Source organism: Rahnella perminowiae (genome assembly GCF_019049755.1).
Taxonomy (GTDB): Bacteria; Pseudomonadota; Gammaproteobacteria; order Enterobacterales; family Enterobacteriaceae; genus Rahnella; species Rahnella perminowiae.
The window spans coordinates 1-8310 of the sequence record NZ_JAFMOS010000413.1 but is presented as its reverse complement, the minus strand read 5'-3'; the positions used below and the strand labels follow the sequence as shown (position 1 = coordinate 8310).

At 49.8% G+C, this 8310-nt stretch carries 8 protein-coding genes; 2 read left to right on the top strand and 6 right to left on the bottom strand.

Annotation, left to right across the window (positions count from 1 at the left end):
• The first annotated feature begins 577 nt into the window (after positions 1–577).
• Entirely contained in the window at positions 578–976 is a 399-nt protein-coding gene (locus tag J1785_RS06090; protein ID WP_217219039.1) for a VOC family protein, read from the top strand.
• 164 nt (positions 977–1140) lie between these two features.
• Here the strand turns inward: J1785_RS06090 and mdtG are convergent, their stop codons facing one another.
• The 4 genes from mdtG to J1785_RS06070 all read right to left on the bottom strand — a co-directional run bounded on the left by mdtG (position 1141) and on the right by J1785_RS06070 (position 5722).
• Positions 1141–2379 (bottom strand): multidrug efflux MFS transporter MdtG, encoded by a 1239-nt coding sequence (gene mdtG, locus J1785_RS06085; RefSeq protein WP_129990523.1) that lies wholly within the window; start codon positions 2377–2379, stop codon positions 1141–1143.
• Between the two features lie 287 nt (positions 2380–2666).
• Positions 2667–3101 (bottom strand): DoxX family protein, encoded by a 435-nt coding sequence (locus J1785_RS06080; RefSeq protein WP_129951852.1) that lies wholly within the window; start codon positions 3099–3101, stop codon positions 2667–2669.
• A 214-nt stretch (positions 3102–3315) separates the two neighbouring features.
• A complete protein-coding gene (locus tag J1785_RS06075; RefSeq protein ID WP_129951851.1) occupies positions 3316–4251 on the bottom strand; it encodes a Kdo(2)-lipid IV(A) acyltransferase in 936 nt (311 codons plus the stop codon).
• 373 nt (positions 4252–4624) lie between these two features.
• On the bottom strand, positions 4625–5722 hold the full coding sequence (locus tag J1785_RS06070) for an NADH:flavin oxidoreductase/NADH oxidase (protein WP_217219038.1): 1098 nt from the start codon (positions 5720–5722) through the stop codon (positions 4625–4627).
• Positions 5723–5952: 230 nt separating this feature from the next.
• On the opposite strand from J1785_RS06070, the gene trhO reads away from it, so the two are divergent.
• Complete coding sequence (gene trhO, locus J1785_RS06065) at positions 5953–7008, top strand: oxygen-dependent tRNA uridine(34) hydroxylase TrhO (protein WP_129990522.1); 1056 nt, start codon at positions 5953–5955, stop codon at positions 7006–7008.
• 64 nt (positions 7009–7072) lie between these two features.
• On the opposite strand, the gene J1785_RS06060 is transcribed toward trhO, so the two are convergent.
• Together J1785_RS06060 and J1785_RS06055 are read right to left on the bottom strand one after the other, a co-directional pair.
• Positions 7073–7648 (bottom strand): YceI family protein, encoded by a 576-nt coding sequence (locus J1785_RS06060; protein ID WP_217139549.1) that lies wholly within the window; start codon positions 7646–7648, stop codon positions 7073–7075.
• Between the two features lie 64 nt (positions 7649–7712).
• Positions 7713–8258, bottom strand: coding sequence for a cytochrome b (locus J1785_RS06055; protein ID WP_129951848.1), 546 nt, complete (start codon positions 8256–8258; stop codon positions 7713–7715).
• Positions 8259–8310: the final 52 nt, after the last annotated feature.

Sequence of the window (8310 nt, the reverse complement as noted above, 5' to 3'; positions counted from 1 at the left end):
GTTCAACACTTGCAAAAGACACTGAATTATTACTCATAGAATTTTCCCCTCACCATTGTACTGGTTAGATAAACAGCATGGTTAAATGTACAATCCTGAGTGCTCTTTTGCAATACATTATGCGTGCGTATTGTCTCCAATTTTACACTATGTAGTGCTTTGTAAATTTTAATGCAGCATATGTAGTGTTTATTGTGTGGGGAGCGTTTGAAGCGGGATGCGGGATTGATACAAGTATCTACAAGGATGAATGGAATGGTACGAAGGTGATATGTGAGGTAGTGACGGTTGAGTACTAACTATCAGTTTTAATGGTGTGTAAAAGATTGTTGTGCTTCTTCCAGCGTTGCGTACATGCTCATTGTTGTCTCCTGAGTTGAACGATAAAGAGATCTGCAGCAAATAGCGTTATTAATGAATAAGTAACAGCCATCTGACAGTGAAAAACCTGATTAAAAGAGTGTTGTCGATAACTGACAGGATGCAAGTTTTCAGACGAAATCAGTCAGATTTTTTCTGCTATTCTCATTTTCTTACCCGCGCCGTTGCGGCTATTTAAAAAAGAGCAGGAGTACAGATGGTTTCACGACAGGCAATCTTACGGGTGGCGCGCCCGACGGATAATCTCGGGCAAATAACGCGTATGTATTCAGAAGGGCTGGGCTTCGACATCATCGGCAGTTTTTGCGATCATCAGGGGTTTGACGGTGTGCTGGTCGGGCATGCGCATCATCATTATCATCTCGAATTTACGCATCATCACGGCTCGTCCGTGGGGCGTGCGCCTACCGAAGACCATCTTCTGGTGTTCTATATCCCGGATAATCAGCAGTGGAGTATGCAGTGCGAACAGATGCTGCAGGCGGGTTTTATTGCCGTACCGTCGTTTAATCCCTACTGGGATGAATGCGGCAAAACCTTTGAGGACATTGACGGTTATCGGGTAGTACTGGCATTGCGTGACTGGACGGCCTAGCGATAAATGTCAGCAGAGTACAGAAACTGATGTCTGTGCTTCGGCCACAACGGCTGGCAAGCATTATGAAGCGCGACGGCCAGTCGTTGAGGTGACGGAACATTCACCCATACCGCCGCAGGTAGTTAAAACTCAATGCCCCGTTCTGCTTCGCCGTTTGTGATTCAGTCAATCATGGCCTGATGCGGCCGGCGTTGCAGACACCAGTACGAATATCCTGCATTAAATAATACGACCATCGCCGTGACAAAAAATACCGTCCGGAAGCCGTAGCTGGCTGAGACCGCGGCACCCAGTAGCGGACCGGTGACATTGCCGACATCACGGAATGACTGGTTGTAGCTAAATACCCGTCCTGCCACCTGATTCGTGCAGTTATAAATTAGCAGGGTCTGAACGGCTGGCAACAATGCACCATCGCAGGCACCCAACAGAAAACGCAAAATACCCAACTGCAATGGTGTTTGTACAAAGGCCATCGGAATCAATAACAGCACAGATAACGCCATCATCGCCACCAGGATCCGCTCGGGGCCTATCCGGTCACCGAGTTTGCCTAAACGCGGCGCACTCATCAGTGCGGCCACGCCCGGCACCGAAGCTATCATACCGCTGATAAACGCCAGGTTCTGGGTATTTCCCGCCAGTTCACGCACATACAACGTGAGTATGGGCGCAATAGAACCGGTTGCTACCTGAATAATCAGCGTCGTGACGAACAGACAGAGCACCAGTTTGGGGTTTTTCAGTGAAGCGAAAACCTGTTTACGGTTGAGCATATCTTTTTTGTTCACAGGGACAAATTGCTCACGGATGAAATACAGCGTCATCAGGAAGCAGAGAAACAGCACGGACGCTGTGATGAAGAAAACCGGCCGCAAACCGTAGCTGTCAGCGAGCAAGCCGCCGACCAGCGGACCAATCAGGGCGCCACTCACGGCACCGGTAGACAGCGTGCCGAGTGCCCAGCCGCTTTTATTGCGCGGAATTTGGGTGGCGATCAGCGCATTGGCATTAGGAACAAATCCGCCAAGCAAACCGAGTAATGCACGCAGAACCAGAAACTGCCAGATGTTTTGTGCAAATCCCATTAACGCCATGACAATCGCCATACCAAGTGCAGAGCGCAGCAGCATGATTTTTCGGCCTTTACGATCGGCGAGCCCACCCCAGAAAGGTGAGGCGATGGCGGAAAACAGGAAAGTGATACTAAACACCAGCCCGGACCACATATTCAGGGATTCATGACCGGTTACGCCGAGGGTTTCCACGTAAAGGGGCAGGAAAGGCATGATCAGACTGAATGCAGCACCGGTAAGGAAACAACCGATCCAGGCAACAAATAAATTTCGTTTCCAGTTAATGGGATCTGGGGCGATTTCAGGTTCAGAGGCCGAAGTCATATAGTACCGAATAAAGGGATCAGATTTGCTCTGGAATGAGAGAAAGAAACAAGACAGAGCACAAATAACAGTCAGTTGGCTTGATAATTATGCGCCTAATTATCATTCACTTCAATGATGTTAATGAACTGTAACAAGCCAAGTGAAATACAGGTTCAAAAAATTTGGCGGGATAAAGAAGAGCAATTCAGCGCGGTAAAAGTCAAAAAAAACGGTCAGCACCGAGGCTGACCGCGACAGACACAGAATTAAAAACAGACAATGAAAGACACAACTAAAACCAGATCTTAACGGAGGGCTTCGTTCTTCATAACAGAGTAACGGCCGCTACCCAGGAACATAATGGCCAGGCTACCGAAGAAATACAGAGCTTCACCTTCCAGTCCCCAGGCACCCACTTCGGTGACGGTGAAGAATTTGCCGCCAACAACCAGGAAAACGGCCACTAAGATATTGAATGCCAGAATCAGCGCGGCAGGGCGGGTGAATATACCCAGAATAATCAGCACCGGCGCGATCACTTCACCTATATAGGCACCGTAAGCAATAAAGCCAGGCAGGCCATCAGCTTGTAACATCTGTGCAATCCAGCCCACACCATTTTCCACTTTTGCCACACCGTGGAATAAAACTAAAATACCAAAAGTCAGACGCAACAAAAGCTTACCGAAATTCTGATGATCAACAGCACGGGTAAAGGCGGTGTTCAGTTTAGCCAACATAATGTGTTCCTTTTAAAGGTAACATGCCTGTTCAGAGGCGGGGGTCACGCGGCTCCAAAATAAGCGGAGTAATCACGTGGAGAAATGATGGGGAGAGTATTGGCCTAAACAGGATCGGATAAAATCTGATAAGTTTGAAGAAGTTTGTGAAAAAAATTGATGAAGCAAATCAAAAAACCGGACCAGCGACGGTGGCCGGACCGGTTTTGATTGATTAATCGCTAAGGGGTTTGTAGAGCGAAGGCTCACCCTGCGGGCGTGTTTTAAACCGACGATGCAGCCACATATACTGCTCCGGTGCCTGGCGGATCTCGTTTTCCACCACTTTGTTCATGTACGCTGCGGCAACCACTTCGTCATCCAGCGGGAAGTCAGCGACCTGAGGGTGAATAATCATCTCATAACCTTCCCCTTTCGGCAGTCGTCGCGGAGTGAAGGGAATAATCGCCGGTTTGCCCATGCGTGCCAGCAGATATGTCCCGGTTGTGGTGGCGGCCTTATCTACCGCAAAAAAGGGCACAAATACACTGGCTCGCGGACCGTAGTCATGATCCGGTGCGTACCAGATGATGTCGCCTTGCTTGAGGCTGCGGATCATCCCTTTGAGATCTTTGCGATCCAGCATCCCTTTGTTAGACCGCATACGGCCTTTGGTCTGGATCCAATCCATCAGCTTGTTATCGTGAGGACGGTAAACGCCCACGCCGGGATTATGGATCCCAAAGATACGCGCACCCAGTTCCAGCGTCAGGAAATGCACACCGATTAGCAGAACCCCTTGTTTATTCTCTCTCGCATGCTGGATATGTTCCAGACCGCTGACTTTGAACCAGCGCTCTATGCGCCAGTCTGGCCAGAACCACGCCATGCCAGTTTCAAACAAGCCCATGCCGACGGACTCGAAGTTTTTCAGTATCATATCTTCGCGCTGTTCCGCACGCATGTCCGGGAAACATAATTCGAGATTACGCCGGGCGATTTTATAGCGACGTTTCAGGAAGCGCATTGAGAAGCGGCCCAGGCCGGTACCGATGCGGTAAATGACCGGGTAAGGCAGTAACACCAGCACATAAAGCAGTCCCAGACCCATCCAGGTGATCCAGTAGCGCGGGTGCAGTAACGAACGAGTAAAGGTTGGTACCTGAGTCATAGAATCTCTGCGTCAGTGAGTCGAAGTAGAAAGTTTATAAGCTCTGTCTAATGCAGCAGCCTGCCACAGAAACACGGACACATATTCATCCGGAATATGCGTTGTACGTTATTTTTTGCAGCAAAGTGGAATATTGTGGCATTTTTTCGGTGTGAGGTGAAAATCCACGGCACTAATACCTCATTTACTTATAGTTTGCGTGAATGTAAAACAAAAAGTACGCATTAATTTCCCGGCATATTCACTCACCATGATTCAAATATCAGTAGAGAATGCCTTTTTGTCAATGAAACGGGCGACACTACCGCCGCCCGGGATCACGTTTGCGAAATGCCGTTTCTGGCGAGTCCCGCGTTAATGTTAAGTCAGGCGATTATTTCGGCAGAAAAAGACCTTTGACGCTGTGAGGCTCGCTGCGCCAGTACTGTTTCGGCGCAGCCACTTTTTCCCCCAGTTTTGCCGCCGCATGCCAGGGCCAGCGCGGGTTGTACAAAATGCCGCGCGCCAGAGCAATCATGTCTGCCTGCCCGGTGCCGATAATCGCTTCGGCCTGTTCCGGTTCTGTGATCAGACCCACCGCAATCACCGGCATTTTTACATGGCGCTTAATGCTATCCGCGAAGGGGACCTGATAGTTCGGACCCACCGTGATTTTCTGCTGCGGGCTCAGGCCGCCGCTGGAGACGTGGATGTAGCTGCAACCCAGCTCGTCGAGCGCTTTGGCGAGTTCAACGGACTGCTCCAGATCCCAGCCCCCGTCTACCCAGTCGGTCGCAGAAATGCGTACGCCAATCGGTTTTTCTGCCGGGAATGCCGCACGGATTTCCGTGAAAATTTCCAAAAGCAGACGCATGCGGTTTTCCAGAGACCCGCCGTACTGATCGGTGCGCTGGTTTGAAAGCGGTGACAGGAACTGATGCAACAGGTAACCGTGCGCGCCGTGCAGCTCCAGCAGATCAAAGCCCAGGCGATCTGCGCGGCGAACCGTATCAACATAGGCTTTTTTCAGTTCTGCGATACGTTCCGTGGACATCGCGAGCGGGGCTTCGGTACCTTCCGCGAAGGCCAGCGGTGAGGGCGCAACCGTCTGCCAGCCGCCTGCGGAGGGAGGAATTTGTGCACCACCATTCCAGGGGGCAGCGCACGAGGCTTTACGCCCGGCATGTCCGAGTTGCAGACCGAGTGGCATATCACTGTTGTCGCGTAAGCCGGTCACTAAATCCTTCATGGCAGCTTCGGTTTCATCATCCCATAAGCCTAAGTCCTGGGCCGAAATGCGTCCGACGGCTTCAACAGCGGTCGCTTCAAGGATCAGTAAACCCGCGCCGGAAAAGGATAACTGCCCAAGATGCGCGTGATGCCAGGATGTGGCTTTCCCTTCGTCGGATGAATACTGGCACATTGGCGCGATCACGATGCGGTTAGCGAGGGTCAGCTTCCCTAAGGAAATCGGTTCAAAAAGCTTACTCATGTTTTATGCCCCTTAAAATTCAGCGTGGTGATGGACTACAAGGATAGATAACAACTAAGAGTAGGTTATCGCATTTCAAAAATGGGCAATGAACAGCAGGTGTTTTTTCTTCTGCCGAATTTTCAACGTAAGATGTCCTCGTTGTTGCTTTAATGTATAATCTTGCCGCTTCAAAAGTAGCTATTCGGTATTCAATAGTTAAATTTCCCTGAAAGACAGGAACGTACACCATGCCAGTGTTACATAACCGTATTTCTAATGAGGAACTCCGTGCGCGCATGTTGGCTGAAACTGAGCCCCGTACAACGGTTTCTTTTTATAAGTATTTCCAGCTTGAAGATCCAAAGGCCTTCCGTGACGCTCTGTATGTCAGTCTGACACGCCTTAACGTGTTTGGCCGTATTTACGTCGCAAAAGAAGGGATTAACGCGCAAATCAGCGTACCGCAGAGCCAGTTTGAAGCGTTTAAAACCGGGTTGTTTTCCAGCCATCCGGCGCTGGATCAGGTCCGGCTGAATGTTGCGCTGGAAGATGACGGTAAATCCTTCTGGGTGCTGCGTCTCAAAGTGCGTGACCGCATCGTAGCGGACGGGATTGATGATGATTCTTTCGATCCGTCAAACGTAGGTGAGTACCTGAAAGCTGAACAGGTCAATGCCATGATTGACGATCCGGACACCTTGTTTGTCGATATGCGTAACCACTACGAATACGAGGTGGGGCATTTTGATAACGCGATTGAAGTCCCGTCTGACACTTTCCGCGATCAACTGCCCATGGCCGTTGATATGCTTAAAGAAGACAAAGATAAGAAAATTGTGATGTATTGCACCGGGGGCATCCGCTGTGAGAAAGCCAGTGCGTACATGCTGTACAAAGGTTTTAAGAATGTGTATCACGTGGAAGGCGGCATTATCGAATATGCTCGTCGTGCCAAAGAGAAGGGTTTACCTGTTAAATTCAAAGGCAAAAATTTTGTGTTTGATGAACGTATGGGTGAGCGTATTTCTGATGACGTGATTGCGCATTGTCATCAGTGCGGTACAGCCTGTGATAATCACACCAACTGTAAAAATGACGGTTGCCATCTGCTGTTTATTCAGTGTCCGACGTGTGCAGCGAAATTTGACGGATGTTGCAGCGAAATCTGTATGACAGAGCTGAAGCTACCGGTAGAAGAACAACGGGCTTTGCGCGCGGGCCGCGAGAATGGCATAAAAATTTTCAATAAATCCAAGGGATTATTGCAAACCACCATGCATATTCCGGCACCTGAAAACGACTGACCGGTGTCTATAAAAGGCCCTGAATGGCGGGAGCGATTCAGGGCCTTTACGTTGGCGGCAGGAATTATTTCTCCTGCACACCCTCGACAGAAATGATCAGCTCAACGTTCTGCGATGCCGGGCCCAGATCGGTCGTGATACCGTAATCCTTCAGTGCGAGGGTGCCTGCCGCTTCAAAGCCAGCACGGTAACCGCCCCACGGATCCTTGCCCTGACCGAGCAATTTCGCCTGTAATGTTAAAGGCTTAGTGACGCCGTTAAGCGTGAAATCACCGGTCACTGCCAGGTTTTCACCTTCTTTTGTCACTGACGTTGATTTGAACGTAGCCTGCGGATGTTTGCCAACATTCAGGAATTCAGCGCTGCGCAGATGTTTGTCACGCTCGGCATGATTCGTAAAGACGCTGGTGGTATTGATGGTGACATTGACTTTATCCGCAGCCGGATTTTTCTCATCAAAGGTGAATCCGCCATCGAAATCGTTAAAGCTGCCATACAGCCAGCTATAACCTAAATGCTTGATACGAAATTCAATAAACGCGTGCTGACCTTCTTTGTCGATCTTGTAGCTGGCTGCCGTTGCCGAACCCGCCGCCAGTAACAGCGAGGCCAGCGTTAAACCCAGAGTGGTCTTTTTCAACATGGTTATTCTCCGTTTATCCATAATGTGAACAACATAAGTAAAGAGCAGAACGTAAACCGGATCAGCGCCCCAGCATGCGCATCAGGGTGCTGTCGCGATCGATGAAATGATGTTTAAGTGCGGCAAGGGCGTGAAAACCTGAAATGATGACAATGCCCCACGCCATCCACAGATGCAGGGTGCCCGCAATATCAGCCTGTTGTTCCAGCCCAAACAACGTAGCAGGTACCTCAAACCAACCGAAGACGCTGACCGGCTGGCCTTCAGCCGTTGAAATCAGATAGCCGCTGATCAAAATGCCGAACAGGCCGGTGAACAACAGAACGTGAGCCAGCCAGGCGCCGATGCGTGTTTTCGCGCTGTAACTGTCCAGCGGTTTGGGTGGCGGAGAAATAAACCGCCAGGCGAGACGAAATACCATCGCAGCAAAAATCAGGATGCCGACACTTTTATGTATTTCTGGCGCACGGTGATACCAGGTATCGTAATAACCCAGTCCGACCATCCATAATCCCAGTGCAAATAAACCATAAACAGCCAGAGCGACGAGCCAATGAATTAACATGGAAATAGAACCAAAGCGGACGGGGGTATTTTTCCAGTGCATAGGATGGCGTTCTCAGTAATAAGGTATTGCTGAAAATTAAACACTTAGAAAC

Coding starts and splice junctions, on each gene's coding strand:
- trhO (WP_129990522.1), top strand. CDS start 5,953: ATGCCAGTGTTACATAACCGTATTTCTAATGAGGAACTCCGTGCGCGC.
- J1785_RS06090 (WP_217219039.1), top strand. CDS start 578: ATGGTTTCACGACAGGCAATCTTACGGGTGGCGCGCCCGACGGATAAT.
- J1785_RS06075 (WP_129951851.1), bottom strand. CDS start 4,251: ATGACTCAGGTACCAACCTTTACTCGTTCGTTACTGCACCCGCGCTAC.
- J1785_RS06080 (WP_129951852.1), bottom strand. CDS start 3,101: ATGTTGGCTAAACTGAACACCGCCTTTACCCGTGCTGTTGATCATCAG.
- mdtG (WP_129990523.1), bottom strand. CDS start 2,379: ATGACTTCGGCCTCTGAACCTGAAATCGCCCCAGATCCCATTAACTGG.
- J1785_RS06055 (WP_129951848.1), bottom strand. CDS start 8,258: ATGCACTGGAAAAATACCCCCGTCCGCTTTGGTTCTATTTCCATGTTA.
- J1785_RS06070 (WP_217219038.1), bottom strand. CDS start 5,722: ATGAGTAAGCTTTTTGAACCGATTTCCTTAGGGAAGCTGACCCTCGCT.